This window comes from Salinimicrobium tongyeongense, from assembly GCF_026109735.1.
GTDB classification, from domain to species: Bacteria; Bacteroidota; Bacteroidia; order Flavobacteriales; family Flavobacteriaceae; genus Salinimicrobium; species Salinimicrobium tongyeongense.
Map to the genome: position 1 here is coordinate 2,813,357 of NZ_CP069620.1, position 17,405 is coordinate 2,830,761.

General features: G+C 44.1%; 12 protein-coding genes. 7 read left to right on the plus strand and 5 right to left on the minus strand.

What is annotated here, in order from left to right; genetic code table 11:
* The first annotated feature begins 22 nt into the window (after positions 1–22).
* Positions 23–2,230 (plus strand): tetratricopeptide repeat-containing hybrid sensor histidine kinase/response regulator, encoded by a 2,208-nt coding sequence (locus JRG66_RS12505; RefSeq protein WP_265163104.1) that lies wholly within the window; start codon positions 23–25, stop codon positions 2,228–2,230.
* A gap of 137 nt (positions 2,231–2,367) precedes the next feature.
* On the opposite strand, the gene htpG is transcribed toward JRG66_RS12505, so the two are convergent.
* Complete coding sequence (gene htpG, locus JRG66_RS12510) at positions 2,368–4,254, minus strand: molecular chaperone HtpG (protein WP_265163105.1); 1,887 nt, start codon at positions 4,252–4,254, stop codon at positions 2,368–2,370.
* Between the two features lie 220 nt (positions 4,255–4,474).
* Here htpG and JRG66_RS12515 point away from each other — a divergent pair, with 220 nt between their 5' ends.
* The 3 genes from JRG66_RS12515 (at position 4,475) to JRG66_RS12525 (ending at position 7,244) form a co-directional block, all read left to right on the plus strand.
* The gene (locus JRG66_RS12515) at positions 4,475–5,146 is read left to right on the plus strand and encodes a TetR/AcrR family transcriptional regulator (RefSeq protein ID WP_265163106.1); all 672 of its coding nucleotides are present in this window, start codon (positions 4,475–4,477) and stop codon (positions 5,144–5,146) included.
* Between the two features lie 81 nt (positions 5,147–5,227).
* Positions 5,228–6,535 carry an ABC1 kinase family protein gene (locus tag JRG66_RS12520; RefSeq protein ID WP_265163107.1) on the plus strand — a complete coding sequence of 436 codons (1,308 nt, stop codon included), beginning with the start codon at positions 5,228–5,230 and terminating at the stop codon, positions 6,533–6,535.
* 184 nt (positions 6,536–6,719) lie between these two features.
* Positions 6,720–7,244: an EF-hand domain-containing protein gene (locus tag JRG66_RS12525; protein ID WP_265163108.1), complete on the plus strand. Its 525-nt coding sequence runs from the start codon at positions 6,720–6,722 to the stop codon at positions 7,242–7,244.
* A gap of 124 nt (positions 7,245–7,368) precedes the next feature.
* Here the strand turns inward: JRG66_RS12525 and JRG66_RS12530 are convergent, their stop codons facing one another.
* Positions 7,369–9,834 carry a S9 family peptidase gene (locus tag JRG66_RS12530; RefSeq protein WP_265163109.1) on the minus strand — a complete coding sequence of 822 codons (2,466 nt, stop codon included), beginning with the start codon at positions 9,832–9,834 and terminating at the stop codon, positions 7,369–7,371.
* Between the two features lie 130 nt (positions 9,835–9,964).
* Here JRG66_RS12530 and JRG66_RS12535 point away from each other — a divergent pair, with 130 nt between their 5' ends.
* On the plus strand, positions 9,965–10,975 hold the full coding sequence (locus JRG66_RS12535; protein ID WP_265163110.1) for a 3-oxoacyl-ACP synthase III family protein: 1,011 nt from the start codon (positions 9,965–9,967) through the stop codon (positions 10,973–10,975).
* A gap of 143 nt (positions 10,976–11,118) precedes the next feature.
* Here the strand turns inward: JRG66_RS12535 and JRG66_RS12540 are convergent, their stop codons facing one another.
* A complete protein-coding gene (locus tag JRG66_RS12540) occupies positions 11,119–13,485 on the minus strand; it encodes a TonB-dependent receptor (protein ID WP_265163111.1) in 2,367 nt (788 codons plus the stop codon).
* Between the two features lie 323 nt (positions 13,486–13,808).
* Between JRG66_RS12540 and JRG66_RS12545 the strand changes: the two genes are divergently transcribed.
* Positions 13,809–14,171, plus strand: a complete 363-nt coding sequence (locus tag JRG66_RS12545) for a CoA-binding protein (RefSeq protein WP_265163112.1) — start codon at positions 13,809–13,811, stop codon at positions 14,169–14,171.
* On the opposite strand, the gene JRG66_RS12550 is transcribed toward JRG66_RS12545, so the two are convergent.
* Entirely contained in the window at positions 14,148–15,605 is a 1,458-nt protein-coding gene (locus JRG66_RS12550; protein WP_265163113.1) for a sodium:solute symporter, read from the minus strand. The genes JRG66_RS12545 and JRG66_RS12550 overlap by 24 nt on opposite strands.
* Positions 15,606–15,704: 99 nt before the next feature.
* Between JRG66_RS12550 and recR the strand changes: the two genes are divergently transcribed.
* On the plus strand, positions 15,705–16,322 hold the full coding sequence (gene recR / locus JRG66_RS12555) for a recombination mediator RecR (RefSeq protein WP_265163114.1): 618 nt from the start codon (positions 15,705–15,707) through the stop codon (positions 16,320–16,322).
* Positions 16,323–16,388: 66 nt separating this feature from the next.
* Here recR and JRG66_RS12560 read toward each other — a convergent pair whose 3' ends face one another.
* The gene (locus tag JRG66_RS12560) at positions 16,389–17,306 is read right to left on the minus strand and encodes an SDR family NAD(P)-dependent oxidoreductase (protein WP_265163115.1); all 918 of its coding nucleotides are present in this window, start codon (positions 17,304–17,306) and stop codon (positions 16,389–16,391) included.
* Positions 17,307–17,405: the final 99 nt, after the last annotated feature.

Genomic DNA, 17,405 nt, shown 5'->3' on the forward strand with positions numbered 1-17,405 from the left:
TTGAACTTAACACATCGCAGAATTGAACGCAAAAACCGCTTCTCTTTGCCTGGCCATACTGGTTTTTGGATTTTCCTTTTCTCAATCTGAAGAAAAGATATCAGTAGACAGCATTCAGAAGCTGTTGGATCTGTCTACCGATGCCATGTACGAGTACGAGTACAGCAAAGCCATTGACTATTCCCTTCGCTTAATACAACTGGCCGAAAAAAAGGAGGATTACTATAACCTCTATCACGGTTACAACAATTTGGGGATCACCTATGATGAACTGCTGGATAGTGTGAGGGCCAGGCAGAACTATGAAAAAGCCTTAAAATATGCCGAACTTGTAAACAACGATACCCTGTTGTGGTGGGCTTATAACAACCTTGGCAATATATTTACTTCTAATAAGAACACGATTGAACAGGGTTTTGCCTACTATGACAAAGCCATAGCAGCCGCTTCTCACTTAAATGACCCCGACAGCAGGGCCACGCCTTTGCTCAATAAAGGCTGGACCTATCTTGATTTGAAGAAGTACGATGAAGCCTACCCATACCTGCTCAAAGTTGAAAAGATCATTGAAGATTACAATGATCCTTTTATACATACTCAGTTAGCTTCCCTTTTTGGGATGTACCATTCGGGAAAGAATAATTATGAAACTGCTAAAGATTATTTCGAGGAAGCAATAAGGATTGCCGAAAAAGATTCCCTCATTTACGATGCGGTTACCGCTTATGACGGATATGCGAAACTGCAGTTCAAAAATGGCAAATTTGAAGAGGCTTACAAGGCGCTGGAAAAATACGTAAAGTACGATGCGTTGCTGTTTGAAAAGGAAAAACTAAGGCAAATGGAAGCTGCCCAGGCCCGTTTTGAGACCCAGCAATACCGGGAGAACCTGGAGACCGCCAAAAGGGAACAGCAGTATAAAGACCAGGTAATCGAAAAGTCTGAACAGATTACCGCCATCATGCTCATTTCCATCACGCTCATGCTCCTGTTCATTTTACTGCTGGTTAAGAACAACAGGTCAAGAAAGAAGCTCATCTGGGAACTAAAGGAGAAAAATAACGAACTGTTTAGGGCAAAAGAAGAGGCCGAGCGGCTGTCTCATTTAAAGAGCCGGTTCTTCTCTACGGTGAGTCACGAACTCAGAACCCCGCTGTATGGGGTGGTGGGCCTTACTTCTTTGTTGCTGGAAGACAACAACGATAAAAAACTGGAAAGCGACCTCAAATCGCTTAAATTCTCTGCCGATTATCTTCTGGCTTTGATCAACGATGTCTTGCAGATGAATAAGATGGAATCGCGCCTGGTTGCTCTTGAAAATACGCCCTTTAATATTTACGGGCTTATGAAGGGCATAGTCAAATCTTTCGAGTTCACGCGGCATCAAAACAACAATACGGTAGAGCTACAGTTAAGCGACAACATTCCTCATAAGCTTATTGGAGATTCTGTACGGCTTTCCCAGATCATCATGAACCTTGTTGGGAATGGAGTAAAATTCACAGAACGTGGGAAGGTTTGGATCAAAGCCGACTGCAAAAGTTGTGAAAACGGAAAATGTCTTATCTACTTTGAAGTGGGCGATACGGGAATGGGGATCCCTGAAAATAAACAGCAGGAAATATTTGAAGAATTTTCCCAGTTACAGGCCAATAACTATAGTTATCAGGGAACGGGGCTGGGGCTGCCTATTGTAAAGAACCTACTGAAATTATTCGGTTCTGAAATTTATCTGAAAAGTAAGGAAGGAGAAGGTTCGGTCTTTAGTTTTGAGATCCTTTTTGAGCAGGCCGAAGCTGAAGAAAGCCTAGCCGAACCCGGGACTTCTGAAGTGTCTGAAGAAAGCGTACTAAAAAAGGCCCTCATCGTAGATGATAACCGAATAAACCAGGTGGTGACCCGGCGGATCCTCGAAAAGAGGCATTTTGAATGTAAAGTTGCCGGAGACGGGTATGAGGCGATAGAAATTTTAAAGAACGAGAAATTCGGATTAGTTTTAATGGACGTTAATATGCCCGGCCTAAGCGGAATGGAAACCACTAAAAGGATCAGGGAGTTTAACAGCAGCATTCCGGTAATTGCCTTAACAGCAGTGGAGATCCAGGAAATGCGCGATGAGATCATGATATCGGGGATGAGCGATATTATTGTAAAACCTTATGACATTCCTACTTTCTTCAGCACCATCTACAGAAATCTTAAGCTTACCGTAGATTCTGAAGCAGAGTAGGAGCGCAATGACCAGGGTGCAAGCTTTTCCGAAGCTGACCTTCAGCACGTAATTATGACTATTAGCTATTAGCTGACTCAATAAAAAAACCGCTTCCCTGGAAAGGAGAAGCGGTTTTTAACTGTTAAGTATTAAATCTACTTGATCATATCAAAGCTGCGCTTGATAAATGAAGTCAATTCTTCCCCTTTTAGGAGGTTTTGGGAAAGCCGGGCCAAATCAAGGGATTGTTTGATTAAGCGCTCCTGTTTTTTCTCGGTTTTCGTGTTTAAGATTTCCCCAATTAGCGGGTGGTTGGTATTCACCACAAGGTTGTACATCTCGGGCATATTTCCCATTCCAAACATTCCGCCGCCACCGGTTTGCTGCATTTCTTTCATGCGGCGCATAAATTCGGGTTGGGTAATGATAAGCGGAGCAGCATTACTGTCCATCGCCTCAAGTTGTACCGTGTACTTCTCTTTGGGAACTACCTTTTCAAAGTCAGATTTTAGCTTCTCTTTTTCTTCGTCGTTAAGTTTTGAGATCTTCTCTTCATCTTTTTTGATGAGGTTGTCAATATGATCGGCATCTACACGGGCAAAAGATATTTTTTCTTCTCCCATTTCAAGCTTTTGTAGCAGGTGCGATACAATTGGGGAATCTAACAACAGTACCTCGTAACCTTTTTCTTTTGCTGTCTCAATGTAGCTGTGCTGTGCATCCTGGTTTGAAGCATAGAGAATTACCTTGTTGCCATCTTTGTCGGTTTGGTTGTCTTTGATCTTCTCAATAAATTCTTCAAAAGTGAAGTATTTCTCGTCTACCGTTGGATAAAGGGCAAAGTCTTTGGCTTTTTCAAAGAATTTATCTTCAGAGAGCATTCCGTATTCAATCACGATCTTGATGTCGTTCCATTTCTTCTCAAAATCTTCTCTATTGTTGTTGAACAGGGACTTCAGCTTATCTGCAACCTTACGGGTAATGTAGCTGGAGATCTTCTTAACGGCACCATCGGCCTGCAGGTAAGATCGGGAGACATTCAGAGGAATGTCGGGAGAATCAATAACCCCGCGAAGCATGGTCAGGAACTCAGGCACTATACCTTCCACATTATCGGTCACAAAAACCTGGTTCTGGTAAAGCTGGATCTTGTCTTTCTGGATATTCATATCCTGCGTCATCTTCGGGAAATAAAGGATCCCGGTAAGATTGAAAGGATAATCAACATTAAGGTGAATGTGGAATAAAGGTTCCTCAAACTGCATGGGATACAGCTCGCGGTAAAAATCTTTGTAATCTTTATCCTCAAGGTCTGTAGGCTGTTTGGTCCAGGCAGGATTGGTGTTGTTGATAATATTGTCTACCGTTTTGGTCTCCGGTTTTGCGTCTTCGGGAGCATCTTCGGGCAGTTCCAGAGTTTCTTCGCGGGTGCCAAACTTAATGGGAACCGGCATGAACTTGTTGTACTTCACAAGCAGCTCTTCAATCCTGTTCTCTTCAAGGAACTCCTTATCATCTTCGTTGATGTGAAGAATAATGTCTGTACCATGAGCCTTTTTGTCGGCTTCTTCCAGGGTGAATTCGGTAGTACCTTCGCAAATCCAGTGGGCTGCAGGCTCATCTTTATAAGATTTGGTGATGATCTCTACCTTGTTGGCCACCATAAAGGCCGAATAGAAACCAAGGCCAAAATGCCCGATTATTCCGCTGTCTTTTGCAGTATCCTTGTACTTTTCAAGGAATTCTTCGGCGCCTGAAAATGCTACCTGGTTAATATATTTCTCAACCTCTTCTTTGGTCATCCCAATTCCCTGGTCGCTAATAATAAGTTGTTTTTTGTCCTTGTCTATCTTCACTTCGATGACAGGCTCGCCATATTCAACCTTAGCCTCTCCAATAGCAGTAAGGTGCTTCAATTTAAGAGTGGCATCTGTGGCGTTAGAGATCAGTTCGCGTAAAAAGATCTCATGATCACTGTATAGAAACTTCTTGATTAACGGAAAGATGTTTTCTACAGATACATTAATGTTTCCGGTTGCCATATATTTTGGTTTATTAATTTTTAGATTCCCCCAGAGAGGACAAAAAAAGTACCCAACTCACCTTCGCTGACAAACTGACAGCAGAGTAATTTTTCTTCCTGTTTTTCGACTAAAAGAAGGACATAAATAAGGCAACTTATTTTTAACAAAGTTTTGTTTAAAAAATGTTTTAAATATTTAAACAGTATAGGTAAATTTATCACAGTTAATGAATTACAAAATGGCAAGACCAAAAAAAATAAAGGAACAGCAGGAAGAAGTAACCCAAAATCGTATCATGGAATGGTACATGAACTACGTGCTCGAAAATGGCAGAGAACCCGGTACGGTGTATAAGTTCGCTAAAGATCATGAGATTTCTGAATCAGATTTCTACAATTTCTTCGGAAGCTTTGAGGGCTTAAAAATGGCAATTTGGGAACGTTTTTTTGAACATACGCTTAAAGTGATGCAAAAGAGCCCCGAGTATGCTGCTTTCAACCCGCGGGAAAAAATGCTCAGCCTGTACTTCACATTCTTTGAAATGCTTACCGCCAACCGCAGCTATGTGCTTTTCACATTGAAGCATGAAGGTTCAATGTTCAAAAATGCCGGGCAGCTTCGGGCTTTGCGGCGGGAGCTGAAGGCGTATGCCACCCAGCTTATTCGCGAAGGCAATGAGGAAGCCCGTGCGAGGCTGGTAAAAAGGTCAGAAAGCATATTTTCTGAAGCTGCCTGGATCCAGCTTGTGTTTTTGCTGAAGTTTTGGATGAACGACAATTCCCCACAATTCGAAAGCACCGACCTGGCCATTGAAAAATCGGTAAATACAGCTTTTGACCTGTACGAAAACACTCCTTTAGAAAGAGCACTAGACTTCGGAAAATTCCTTTGGAAAGAAAAAATGTCCTGATGCATATGGAGTCTGTCAGGCTTTTACCCGCGGCAGGGATAACCCTACTATGCCTGCCGTTGGGTTTTTAATTTTAAAAATATGAAAACAATAGATAAAATTCCCACCGGAAAAATTGGCCGTACCGGTAAAATGGTACAAACAGGGATCAAACTTGGAGGGAATTACCTCAAATACTACTCAAAAAAGGCATTAAATGCCGATCTTTCAAGAGAGCAGCTGGACGAGAGCAATGCCGAAGATATTTACAACGGCCTCAAAAGCCTTAAAGGCAGCGCCCTTAAGGTAGCGCAGATGCTTTCTATGGAAAAGAGCCTGCTGCCCAATGCCTATGTAGAGAAATTCAGCCTGGCGCAGTTTAGCGTGCCCCCACTTTCGGCGCCCCTGGTGAGAAAAACTTTTAAGAAATATCACGGGCAGTACCCAGATGAACTTTTTGACAGTTTTTCCCTTGACTCTGTGAACGCCGCCAGTATAGGCCAGGTACACAGGGCTAAAAAAGACGGGAAAGACCTGGCGGTAAAGATCCAGTATCCCGGCGTGGCCGAAAGTATAAGTTCAGACCTGGCACTGGTTAAGCCCATAGCTACAAAGATGTTTAACCTGCAGGGCAAGGGTGCAGAAAGGTATTTTAAAGAGGTGGAAGAAAAGCTGCTCGAGGAGACAGATTATGTTCTGGAAGTACAACAGAGCATCGAAATGTCTGAGGCCTGTAAAAATATCCCCCACCTCAGGTTTCCAAAGTATTATGAAGATCTTTCCAGCAAAAAGATCATTATAATGGACTGGATGAATGGCCTTCATCTGAGCGAATTCGCCAAACGGAATACCAGTAAAGAAACAGCAAATAATCTGGGGCAGGCCCTTTGGGATTTTTACATGTACCAGATGCATATCTTAAAGGCCGTACATGCCGACCCGCACCCCGGAAATTTTCTGGTGGACAAAGAGAATAACCTCATCGCTATAGATTTTGGGTGCATCAAACGAGTGCCGGAAGATTTTTACAAGCCCTATTTTGAACTGGCCGATTGGCAAAAAATCAATGACCCGGAATTTTTCAATGCCAGGCTTTTTGAACTCGAAATTCTTCGGAAGGAAGATTCACCCAAAGAAATTGCCTTCTTTTCAGAATTATTTTACCAGATGTTAAGCCTTTTTACGGCCCCTTTTCAGAAGGAAGAATTTAACTTTTCTGATGAGGCATTTTGGGCGCCAATAACCGGGCTCAGTGAAAAATACAGCAAAGATCAGGAGTTGAGAAAAATGAACGGCAACCGGGGGAGCAAGCATTTCCTGTACATTAACCGCACGTTCTTTGGCCTTTACAACCTGTTACACGATTTGGGAGCTACAGTTAAGATCAATAATTTCAGGAAGTATTCCTGATGCTTTATGTTTTGTTTGTAGTACCGGGCCGGAAAAATGTTTTTTCCGGCTTTTTTTATTCCTGTTATTGATAGTTTAAATTCTTTCACAAGGCTGTTAAAAAGCTTAAAGTGCTTTATATCAGGTGATTTACCGCTTACATTGAAGGTCTGGAAAAAATGAAGTTAAATTTAAAACAATGAGTATGAAGACTATGAAAGGAATTCTTTTCGCAATGTGCAGCATTTTAGGGACAGGGGTTTATGCCCAGGATTTTGACACTTTTGACGCCGATCTCGACGGAAGATTAAATCAAACCGAATTTACCGAAAGAAATAACGATACCTACAACGACTGGGATACCAACCGGGATGGAAATATTGACAACGCTGAATTTTCTGACAGGGCGTACCGGGGTTTTGACCAGAACAGGGATGACTTTATCGACGAGAACGAGTGGGATGAAGGTCTCGATACCGGGATAGGGGAGTCTTTTGGAGATGACGAGTACAGCACCTTTGACACCAACCGCGACGGAAGATTAGATAGTGATGAGTGGGATGAGGGATGGAATAACAATACCTGGTTTGAGAGGTACGACACCAATCAGGATGAGTATATAGATAATGACGAATGGAATATTTCCTCTTTTGACGATTGGGATATAAACGAAGACGGATTTGTAGATGAGAACGAATTCAACGATTATGACGCCTTCAATAGAAGATAATATCATAATAAAAAATAAACAGAAAAAGCTGTCTGGAAAATCCCCTTTTTGAGCCTTCTGAATTTGTTCAGAAAGACAGTCAGGATTTTAAGACAGCTTTTTTATATTGTTAATTCCGGGAGAATTAATTCTGTAGAGCAGGAGATTGCTGCTCAATCTTCCCTTCCAGCTTTTCTTTGTTCTTTACATATTTTTCAAGCCATTGATCCTGCTCCCAAAGCACGTGCAGTACAGATTCTTTGGCGCTGTACCCGTGGCTTTCTTTAGGAAGCATCACCAGCCTGGCGGTGGCGCCAAGTCCTTTTAAGGCATTGAAGTAACGCTCACTTTGCATGGGATAGGTCCCCGAATTATTGTCGGCTTCCCCGTGAATGAGCAGGAGCGGGGTTTTCATTTTATCGGCATGCATAAAAGGAGACATGTTGTAGTAAACTTCAGGGGCTTCCCAGTAATTTCTCTCTTCGCTTTGAAATCCAAATGGGGTAAGGGTACGGTTATACGCTCCGCTACGCGCAATTCCGGCAGCAAATAAGTTGGAGTGAGAAAGCAGGTTGGCCGTCATAAAGGCTCCATAACTATGGCCGCCCACAGCAACCCTGTCCCTGTCTATATAGCCCATGGCATCTACCGCATCTATGGCTGCTTTACCATTCGCCACCAGTTGCTTTCTAAAGCTGTCGTTAGGCTCTTCGTTCCCTTCGCCCACAATAGGGAAAGAAGCATCATCAAGCACCACATACCCGCGGTTAACCCAGTAAACCGGAGAACCGTAGTAGGGATAGGTAAAATCGTTTGCATTGGAAGTGTTTTGAGAAGCTGAATTCTTGTCTTTATACTCGCGTGGGTATGCCCAAACGATCATGGGGAGCTTGGCGGGATTCTCCTTGTCATAACCTGCGGGCAGGTACAAAGTTCCGTTGAGATCAAGTCCGTCTTCTCTTTTATAAGTAATAATTTCCTTGCTCACATTTTCCAGGCTCTTAAAAGGATTTTCAAAGGCAGTCACCCGGGTGAGATCTTCTTCACTGTCAATATCGCGTATAAAATAGTTAGGGTATTCTGTAGCAGCTTCAATGCGTACAAGAATTTCTCCTTCCTCTATATCTATAGCTTCAACAAGGCTTTCCTTTTTGTTGTTGTACTTTGACTGGTAAAGCCTTTCCGTCTCTCCGTTTTCAAGGTCTAAACGATCTACAAAAGGATACTGGCCTTCGGGGGTAAATCCGTCGCCTAAAAGAAACGCCTGGTTATTTACCATTTTTAGCACCTGTTGCCCGTACTTGTTTTTTACTCTCACAAAACTGCCCGGGTCGCTGTAACGGTCCTGGTAGTTGCGGTCAAAAAGAACTTTAGGCTGCTGCCCTGGCTTAGACGGATTAAAAACATAGGTGCGGGTATTCCGGTTATTCCACCAGTAATCGTTGGCTATGGCTGTATTTTTGTCTCCCCAAATAATTCCGCTGTAGCGGTCTTTGGTTTTCAGAATTGATTTTCCTTCTCCTTTAAAAGGTGCCTCAAGGAGAAATACTTCATCCCTAAATTCAGCTTCTCTTTCAGGGTCACCACCATCAAGTGCTTCTACGTAAACCAGGGTGGCAGGGGCATCATTTCTCCAGTTGAGGTTTCTGCGGCCTTCTCTTTCAGCCATGAATCCCTTCGGAAGATCTTCTGTGAGCGGCACGTCATTTACCTGGTTTACTTTTTTCCCGTCACGGCTGTAAATGACAGTTTCTGAAGGAAAACGGTAGTAAGGTACCAGGTATGAAAATGGCTTTTTAATGTGGCTTACCATCACATAATTACCATCGGGGGAAAAAGATATATCGTCATACATCTTTGCATCCAGCCATTTTGAAGTTGTACCGTCGAGATTGACCTGCACCAGTTCGGCACGGGCGAGTTGTTCAAAATTGAATTCATCTGTGGGGTTTTTTAGCAGGTCCTGGTAAGTCCGGTTCTGGGCTTCTTTCCCGTCACTTACCGATACTGTTGGCCCTGTAGGTACAGAAGTTTTGGGGTTGATGAGCTTTTTCCTGTCCTGCGGAAGCATTTTTACCAAAATAGCCGAGTTGTCTTTATACCAGTTGAGCACATCTCTCATATTGGCATTAAGGCTGGGGCCGGTGAGCCTGCGTGCGGTTGCAGTTTGTAGATCGGCTATCCAGAGTTCAACTCCTTCCGAAGTAGTGTGCGTAAATGCCATTTTTGACTCATCTGGAGACCAGCTGAAGTTGGTGAGCCGCGGATTTTCTGGCAGGTCTTTTACCTGTACAGGCTGGTCTGCTTTCATGTCTTTCACCTCAATATTGTTGTAATAGGTGGCGCGGCTGCTAATGTTGGTCACAGGGTTTATGCGCAAACCGCCAAGGCGCATTTCTTCTTCACTAAGCTCGGCTATAGATTTAAACTGGTCGCGGTACAGGAATACGATTCTTTTCGCCTCACTGTCTATAAGGGTAGAAGGAGCCAGTGGTACATCTACAAGTTCCAGGATCTCCTGTGGCGGTTTCTGATAGGTGAGGTTCTCCTGCGCAAAGCCTGCTCCCGTAAAGCAAAAGATGGCAATGAAGTTCAAAATAAATCTTTTCATGGGAATAAATTGAATTTAGGTTGAAAATCACTGCACTGTCATAATGTTAATCTTTCTTATATTGCGCAGCAACTTTTTATTAATTGCTAAATTTAATAGAAATAAATTATCAAAGCCTAAAAATTTATACATGTATCAGTCTAAAATAGCGGGTCTTGGCTTCTACGTGCCCGAAAATGTGGTTACTAACGATGATTTGTCCAAAATGATGGACACCAATGATGAATGGATACAGGAGCGCACAGGAATCAAAGAGCGGCGACACATTAAAAAAGGAGATGGCAATTCTACTGCCGTGATGGGCGCAAAAGCAGCCAAAATAGCCATTGAACGTGCCGGTATCTCAAAAGATGACATTGAACTTATTGTGTTTGCAACCCTGAGCCCAGATTATTATTTTCCTGGCGGGGGTGTGCAAATCCAGGAAATGCTCGACATTGAGACCTGCCCGGCCCTGGATGTGAGAAATCAGTGTAGCGGATTTATCTACGGACTTTCAGTCGCCGATCAATACATCAAAACAGGAATGTATAAAAATGTATTGCTTATAGGCAGTGAAAACCACAGTGGCGGGCTTGATTTTACTACCCGCGGGCGTGGGGTGTCGGTGATCTTTGGCGATGGGGCAGGGGCCGCAGTGCTTACCCGAAGCGACCACAACGGCCAGGGTATTCTTTCAACCCATTTACATTCTGAAGGCAAGCACGCCCTCGAACTTTCATTAAAAGGGCCAAGTACCATGCACTGGGTTCCGCAAATTATAGAAGAGAATCCGCAGGGCGATGATATCATCTACTATCCTTACATGAACGGCCAGTTTGTGTTCAAAAATGCCATGGTGCGTTTTTCTGAAGTAATTCAGGAAGGATTGCAGGCCAACGGGCTTGAAGTGAAAGATATAGACATGCTTATTCCACACCAGGCGAACCTGCGTATTTCGCAGTTCATTCAGCAGAAGTTCAGGCTAGGGGATGATCAGGTGTACAACAACATTCAGCGTTACGGAAATACCACGGCTGCATCTATACCTATTGCTTTGACCGAAGCCTGGGAAAAAGGTAAGATCAAAGAAGGTGATACCGTGGTGCTGGCCGCTTTTGGCAGTGGCTTTACCTGGGCCAGTGCGGTGATTAAATGGTAGCTTTTTAGAAACAAGAGGCAAGAGCCAAGAAACAAGAAACAAGAGTTAAGAGCCAAGAATCAGGACTTTTTTACAGGTGCCAAAAATGTCAAAAATCCGCAGCCTTTCAGGTGCGGATTTTTTTTGGCTAATTAAACAAGGTATTAAAAAATTCCTCCACCACTGCTGGTGTTGTCGTCTCTTTGTTTCCTGTCAAGGGCTTTGTTTTTGCCACCTCCAAACCGGTACGAAAAGCCTAAGTATACCGTTTGAGAATCATTCCAGAACGTACCTTCCTGAGAGTAAGGCACATCAGATTGGAAACCGAATTCCTGGGTGTCAAAAATGTCATTTACGTTAAGGCTTATAGTGCCTTTATCGTTTAGGATGTTATACCTGGCGCCGGCGTTTACAAACCAGAATTCTTTGGGGTTTATTTGTAACAGTTCGGTGCTGCTGCGGTACATTCCGAAGGTTTGAAGGCTCAGTTTTTTGGTGACATCAAAACTCTGGCTTATGCGAAGGCTGTACATGCTGCTTTCCACCTCCCTGTAATCTGATCCCACCACGCCTTTTTCGGTACTGCTGTACAGTTCAAAGCTTGGGTTAATGCTCCACCAGCTAAAAGCTTTGTACCTGCCGCTAAGTTCAAAGCCGTATGCGCTGTTGTCTTCCCAGTTTTGATAGGTGAGCAGTAATCGCGACGGGTCTTGCGGATCAATTAACAGTGCCTGGTTAATTTCATCTTCTATGAGGCGGTAAAAAATTCCTGCGGTTAAACTGCCCTTTTTGAAGTTGTGGGTATAGTTCATTTCTACGGAATTTGTGAACTGCGGGTCAAGCTCGGGGTTTCCAACCTGCGAGAGCCTTGGGGTGGCAAATTCCCTCACCGGGTTTACCTGGTTGAGTCCCGGGCGGTCTACCCGTCTCGAATAACTAAGCTGCAGTGTTTTCATCTCGTCAATCTTATAAGACGCAAATGCTGAAGGGTACAGGGTCAAATAATCGGTTTCGTAGATCAAATCTCCATTGAGAACCGCTTCTACTTCATATTGTTCCAGCCTTGCTCCCAGCTGGTAAGACCATTTTTGAAAGCTTTGCCCAAAAGTGGCATAAGCCGAAAATATATTGTTGTCATAATCATACATGGTATTTTCAAGATTCTCACTGGTGGTACGGTAATCGTTTTTGGTCCTTCTAAACCTTGCTTCGGCCCCCAGTTCGACTTTTGAGGTTTCTGAAAACGGATTTTCATAATCCAGGTTGAAAGTTGAATTAGACAATTCCTCTTCAGTATCATCCCGGTAAGAATCAAAATCTCCTGCACCCGGGCCGGTGTATAAATACCGTACCATATCGGCTTCGTCTGTGAGGCTGTGATCGGCTTCCAGGATGAGCTTATGGCCTTCAGCATTAAAATCATGATTAAATACAAAATTGTAGGTCTGCGTGTGGTTTTCACCGTCCATAAGAAATTCCTGCATCAGGTTCCTTTCGTCGTTGAGGCCATAATCCAGGCGTACCCTTCCCACGGGTTCCCCGTTGTAGAGGTTTTGATTGGTGTACACCGAGAAGGTGTTGCGGTCGTTCATGTAGTAATCCATTCCAAACTTGAGGAGGTAGGATTCCCTGTCGTTCAAAAAGCTGATATTTTCGGTATAGTTCTGCGTGAAATTTTCCAGCCTTCCGTTATTCTGGCTTTTGCCGCCATTGGTGCCAAGATTGGTGAAAAAATTTACTTTCCCGGTGCGGTAGTTCATGTTGAGCGAACCTGTATAACGGGTGTACTCGCCCTGGGTGATTCCGGTGTTGAGGTTGCCATTAAAGCCGAGATTGGAGTTTTTGTGCAGAATGATATTGATGATCCCGCTCATGCCTTCAGGATTGTATTTTGCCGAAGGGTTGGTGATCAACTCTATACTTTTGATGGAGCTGCTTGGTATTTGCTTTAAAAGCTGTGCCGCCGGAATATTGGTGGGTTTTCCGTCAACAAGGATCTTTACGTTGTCGTTGCCGCGCATGGAGATATTCCCGTCCTGGTCTACGGCAAGGCTGGGGATGTTGTTCATGATCTCGCTGGCCGAAGCCCCTGCCGTGGTGAGGTCTTTTCCCACATTTACCACCTTGCGGTCTATGCGCTGTTCAATGGTAGACCTTTCTGCCACCACTTCTACAGAGTCGAGCTGGGCCACTTCGGGTTCCAGGTAAATGGTTCCCAGGTTGAATTGACGTTTCCCGCTGTTCACTTTCAGCTCGCGGCTAAAGGCTTTAAACCCCATATACTGGACCTTGAAGAGATAAGTGCCGTCTTTCAGCTTTTCAATTTCAAAAGTCCCATCGGTAGAAGTCACTGCCCCGGTAACCATTTCTCCTTCGGGCGTGGTCACGCTAATGGTGGCGTAGGGGATAGGTTCATTAAATTCCTGGTCCATTACCTGCCCAATGATGGTACCAAGATCTGCAGGATCGGTGATTGCTTCTGCGGAAAGGCTTCCGAAGCTAAAAATTAAAATGGCGATTAACTGTTTCATTTTTTGATTGATTTGATGATGATTGATTTAGCCTAATACCTTGTATAACATAATCGGAAAACATATGTTTTCCTGAAAAAGTATCCTGGCACTATTATAAAGACTGCACAGCAACCGGTTTGTTACAAACACAGCTGAATTTTTTCCTGAAGTTTTTGCAGAAAATGAAAAAGCCCCTGCAATTTTTTTAATGCAGGGGCTTAGCACCGGGGCATTTAGACACTAACCATCAATGTTTTATAAATGCCTTCAATGCGGGAAATATTTCTTACTTTAAAGACTACCAAATTTTAGCATTGTTACAGTAAAAAATGGATGAAAAAATGGAAAAGAAAACGCTTGTACTTGGTGCAACTACAAACCCGGCAAGGTATGCCAATATAGCCATTAACAGGCTCACCCGAAATCAGGTGCCCACTGTGGCCATTGGTTTGAGGCAGGGTACTGTAGCCGGGGTAACTATAGAAACTGAAAAGGTTCCCTTTGAAGATATACATACCGTCACTTTATACCTGGGCCCGCCGCGCCAGGAAGAATACTATGATTACATAGTTTCGCTTCAGCCTGAAAGGGTGATCTTTAATCCCGGCACCGAAAATCCGGAGTTCTTCAGGATCCTTCAAAAGAACGGCATTGAAGTAGAAGTGGCCTGTACCCTTATCTTACTTTCTACGAAGCAGTACTAAGCCCAGAAAGGTGAAGGCACCATTTACAATAAGAAGCTCATAATTGAACACATAGCCGCCCAGATATTCAGGAGGAAGGTTTCCAATAATGAAGGTGATCACGGCCGAAAGTATGGCGACCAGCCACACCCATTGGTCATTCACCTGCATTTTTGTGAATATTCCGAAGGTAAAGAGGCCTAGTAAGGGGCCATAGGTATAGGTGGCTGCCGTGAGGAGCAGGTCGATCACGTTGCTGTCAAGCAGGTATTTAAAGGCTATGATCACGGCTATTAAAAGCGCGCTGATGCCCACATGAACCCGCTGGCGCAGGCCTTTTTGATCGCGCAGTTCCCTTTTTTCGATATTCAGGAAATCCACACAAAAGCTTGTGGTAAGAGAGGTAAGGGCACTGTCGGCACTGGAATATGCCGCGGCAATAAGCCCCAGGATAAAGATCACGGGCAGGGCCATCCCCATACTGCCGCTTAGGGCAATTTCAGGAAAAAGCAGATCGGTTTTTGCGCTGCCGTCCATTACGGGTACGGCAATATTGTTCTCTCCGGCATAAATGAAGAGCAAAGCACCAAGAAAGAGGAATAACAGGTTAACCGGAACGAACACAAAACTGTACGAAAGCATGTTCTTTTGAGCATCCCTTAAATTCCGGCAGGTGAGGTTTTTTTGCATCATGTCCTGGTCGAGCCCTGTCATACAAATAGTGATGAACATACCTCCCAAAAATGCTTTCCAGAAGTAGTTCCTGTCGAGAATACTGTCAAAGAAGAAAGTTTTGGTGTAAGGCTCCAGTCTGGGGGCAGTAAAGAAATCGGCAAACTGCCAGTTGAGTTCTTCAGAAACAAAATAAATAGCAACCGCTACAGAGCCCAGCATAAAAAAGGTTTGCAGGGTGTCTGTCCATACAATGGTTTTTATACCCGCCCGTGCCGTGTAGAGCCAAATAAGCAGGATTGATATGGTAACCGTAACAAAGAAGGGCACATTCCAGGCATCAAATACAAAATACTGCAACACTGTTGCTACCAGAAACAGCCTGAAAGAAGCTCCCAACACCCTTGATATAAAGAAGAAAAAAGCCCCTGTGCGATAACTTACATTGCCAAAACGCTGTTGCAGGTATTGATAAATAGAAGTGACGTTGAGCCTGTAATATATGGGCAAAAGTATAAAGGTGATCACGAGGTAACCTGCCAGGTAACCCAGTACCACCTGCATGTAACTAAACTGCGAATCGCGCACCCAGCCCGGCACCGAAATAAAAGTAACGCCCGAAAGCGACGCCCCCACCATCCCGAAAGCTACAACATACCAGGGCGATTGTTTGTTGGCCTTGAAAAATGTTTCGTTGGTGGCATTTTTTCCGGTGAAGTAAGAAATAAGAAGCAGCACTCCAAAATATGCGGCAATGACCAGGAGAATTGTTATAGGTTCCATTCAGGATTAAGTTCGGAGCATTTTTGTTACCCGTATTAATGTCTGCTAAACTATAAAAATTGTTTAAACTTCTCTCTTCAAAAATTGTAGTTTTGCATCATGGAATTTTCTTCAAAATTACTGGAAGGGGCTGTGAATGAAATGTCCCAGCTTCCCGGCATTGGCAGGCGCACGGCACTGCGGCTCGTGTTGCACCTCTTAAAACAACCCGAATCTCAAACCGTGGCATTGAGCAAGGCACTGGTAGACCTTAAGACCGAAGTAAAGTTCTGCGCCAACTGCCACAACATTAGCGATACCGACCTTTGTGAGATTTGCGCCAACAGCAGCCGCCAGCGTGAGGTGGTGTGTGTGGTAGAAGACATACGGGATGTAATGGCAATTGAAAACACCAGCCAGTACCGCGGACTTTACCACGTGTTGGGCGGAAAGATCAACCCCATGGAAGGTATTGGGCCTTCACAGCTCACCATAAAATCTTTAGTAGAAAAAGCCAGAAAAGGGGAAATTAAAGAGGTGATCTTTGCCCTTAGCAGTACCCTTGAGGGAGATACTACCAACTTTTACATTTTTAAGCAGCTTGAAGGACTTGACATTCAAACGAGCACCATTGCCCGCGGAATTTCGGTGGGAGATGAACTGGAATACGCCGATGAGGTTACCCTGGGGCGCAGCATCACCAACCGTATTCCGTTTGAGAATTCCCTGAAGCAATAAAACCTGATCAGTTATTTATCGGCTTCTGAATGACCTTATAAATTGCAGGAGTGTCAAAAATGGCATTTAACGGTCTTCTTTTTTCATTCGTTCCTTAATGTTTCCTTCCACGGTCGTGCCTTCTTTCATGGGTTTATAGATGCTTCCCGTTGTTGCAGGCATGGGTGAGGCTTTTTCAACTTCGTATTCGGCGATTTTAGCCGAAGCACGTTCGGTCCATTCTGGAAATATCTGGTGAAAGAAATTTGAAGCGTTGGCAATAGGCCCTACAGGCATTTTTATTTTAGGGTTCACACAGGCTTCAATAATTTTATCTATCACAGGTTGAGGTTCATCCATGGCGGCCATCCGGGGTTTGTGTCCGGTGTAATTCGCGGCGTGTTTCCACCAGGGCGTATCTACCGCCCAGGGCATAATGGTGGCGATTTTGATATTTTTTTTGCCGTTTAAATGGAGTTCTTCCGTAAGGGAGCGGCCAAGGCTAAGAACAGCCGATTTTGTGGCGGCATAGGTATTTTGCAGCGCCAGTGGTACCTCACTGTCTATAGATCCAACATTGATGAGAATCCCGCGGTCCCGTTCCACAAAATGTTTCATGGCGGCATGGGCACCGTACACCAGGCCTTTGAGGTTAACATCTATAAGCCGGGCGTGATCTTCTATCGGGATGTCCCAAAAATATCCCAGCGCACCTATGCCAACATTATTTATCCAGATGTCAATACTGCCTGATTTTTCAAGGGCGGTGTCCCGTAATTTCTTAATATCATCTATGTTGCTCACATCACAGGTAACGGTCTTGAGTTTTCCGCCTTCGTTGGTTACCTCCTCTTCAAGGCTTTTCAGAACTTCGGTTCTTCTTGCCGCTCCCACCACATTGGCGCCCAATTTTGCTAATTCTATGGCTGCACCGCGCCCAAAGCCGCTGGAAATGCCGGTGATCACTATGGTTTTTCCTCTTAATTCTTCTGTGTTAACGCTCATTGCTATACTTTTTTATTTAAAGTAGAGATTTGAATGGGAAGGAGGTAATAAGAAAAACCTAAAATGTACCCAATAAAAAGTGAAGGTGATGTGGCTTAT

Bases quoted from the DNA above. Each gene is read 5' to 3' on its own strand.
- htpG (WP_265163105.1), bottom strand. From the start codon at position 4,254: ATGGCAACCGGAAACATTAATGTATCTGTAGAAAACATCTTTCCGTTA.
- JRG66_RS12515 (WP_265163106.1), top strand. From the start codon at position 4,475: ATGGCAAGACCAAAAAAAATAAAGGAACAGCAGGAAGAAGTAACCCAA.
- JRG66_RS12520 (WP_265163107.1), top strand. From the start codon at position 5,228: ATGAAAACAATAGATAAAATTCCCACCGGAAAAATTGGCCGTACCGGT.
- JRG66_RS12525 (WP_265163108.1), top strand. From the start codon at position 6,720: ATGAAGACTATGAAAGGAATTCTTTTCGCAATGTGCAGCATTTTAGGG.
- JRG66_RS12530 (WP_265163109.1), bottom strand. From the start codon at position 9,834: ATGAAAAGATTTATTTTGAACTTCATTGCCATCTTTTGCTTTACGGGA.
- JRG66_RS12535 (WP_265163110.1), top strand. From the start codon at position 9,965: ATGTATCAGTCTAAAATAGCGGGTCTTGGCTTCTACGTGCCCGAAAAT.
- JRG66_RS12540 (WP_265163111.1), bottom strand. From the start codon at position 13,485: ATGAAACAGTTAATCGCCATTTTAATTTTTAGCTTCGGAAGCCTTTCC.
- JRG66_RS12545 (WP_265163112.1), top strand. From the start codon at position 13,809: ATGGAAAAGAAAACGCTTGTACTTGGTGCAACTACAAACCCGGCAAGG.
- JRG66_RS12550 (WP_265163113.1), bottom strand. From the start codon at position 15,605: ATGGAACCTATAACAATTCTCCTGGTCATTGCCGCATATTTTGGAGTG.
- recR (WP_265163114.1), top strand. From the start codon at position 15,705: ATGGAATTTTCTTCAAAATTACTGGAAGGGGCTGTGAATGAAATGTCC.
- JRG66_RS12560 (WP_265163115.1), bottom strand. From the start codon at position 17,306: ATGAGCGTTAACACAGAAGAATTAAGAGGAAAAACCATAGTGATCACC.